General features: G+C 59.8%; 1 protein-coding gene and 1 pseudogene. Both read left to right on the plus strand.

The window, feature by feature from the left end; translation table 11 throughout:
- A partial coding sequence (locus EN932_RS35910) for a phosphoketolase family protein (RefSeq protein ID WP_164890846.1) occupies positions 1 to 1,103 on the plus strand: 1,103 nt, incomplete at its 5' end.
- A 51-nt stretch (positions 1,104 to 1,154) separates the two neighbouring features.
- Positions 1,155 to 1,496, plus strand: a pseudogene (locus tag EN932_RS35915) (acetate/propionate family kinase); the annotation flags it as partial.

Here is a 1,496-nt window from a genome sequence, read left to right on the forward strand (position 1 = left end):
TGTTTGAAGTGACCGAGCGTGGCTGGATGGAGAAGATGCTGCCCGAAGACGTTCATCTGGGGCGCGATGGCCGGGTTCTCGAAATCCTCTCCGAGCACACCTGCCAGGGCTGGCTCGAAGGCTATCTGCTAACCGGGCGCCACGGCCTGTTCTCCTGCTACGAGGCGTTCATCCACATCGTCGATTCCATGTTCAATCAGCACGCGAAATGGCTCGATGCCTGCCGCGATATCCCGTGGCGGCGGCCGATCGCATCACTGAACTATCTGTTGTCGAGCCATGTCTGGCATCAGGAACGCAACGGTTTCAGCCATCAGGATCCCGGATTCATCGACGTTGCCCTAAACAAGAAGGCCGACATCGTGCGGGTCTACCTGCCACCGGACGCCAACACTTTGCTGTGCGTGACCGACCATGTGCTGCAGACCTGGAACCGCATCAACGTCATCGTCGCCGGCAAGCCGCCATCCTGGCAGTGGCTGTCCATGGACAAGGCAATCGTTCACTGCAGGGCGGGGATTGGTATCTGGGACTGGGCGTCAACGGACGATGGGGCTGAGCCCGACGTCGTGATGGCTTGCGCTGGCGACGTCCCGACCCTCGAAACGCTGGCCGCCGTGCAGATCCTAAGGCAAAAGGTCCCCCATCTCAGGACCAGGGTGGTCAATGTCGTCGACCTAATGACTCTTCAGCCAAAGGAATATCATCCGCACGGGCTGTCGGATCGCGAGTTCGATGCGCTGTTCACCACCGACAAGCCGGTCATCTTTGCCTATCACGGCTATCCCTGGACGATCCATCGCCTGACCTATCGACGCACCAACCACGACAACATCCATGTGCGCGGCTACAACGAGGAGGGCACGACCACCACGCCCTTCGACATGACGGTGCTGAACGGCCTCGACCGCTTTCATATCGTCCAAAGCGTCGTAGATTGGGTTCCGCGACTGAAGAGCATGCAGGTCGGCATCAAGCAGGCGATGGACAGCAAGCTGCTTGAACATCGAGCCTATATTCGCGCCCATGGGCAGGATATGCCGGAGATCCTTGATTGGAAGTGGGAACAGGATGCCGATGCGGGGCCGAAGTGTCCGGATTGAACGGATGCCCGTTCGCAAGCGCATAGGGGTGGCAACATATCGGATGGCTTCATGACCGATGCGATCCTTGTCCTGAACGGGGGTTCTTCGAGCCTGAAGTTCGCCGTCTTCGAAGAGCGTCACAAACTTCCGCTACTGCTGCGCGGCAATGTCTCCTCTCTCGGTCAACAACCACGGCTGCGTGTCGAGGCCGCGGCCGGCAGATCCAAGATCGACAAGAGCCTGGGCGAAGCACCGATCGATATGGTCAAGGCGTTCGCGGCGGTTGCATCCGTGCTCGCAGAAAACGATCTCCTGCGCCGCATCGACCGGGTCGGCCACAGGATCGTTCACGGCGGGCGTGACTTCACCGAAGCGACGCTGCTCGACGAACGCACGCTCAAAGCATTGCGC

The sequence above is a fragment of the Mesorhizobium sp. M7A.F.Ca.US.002.01.1.1 genome, assembly GCF_004022955.1.
GTDB lineage: Bacteria > Pseudomonadota > Alphaproteobacteria > Rhizobiales > Rhizobiaceae > Mesorhizobium > Mesorhizobium ciceri.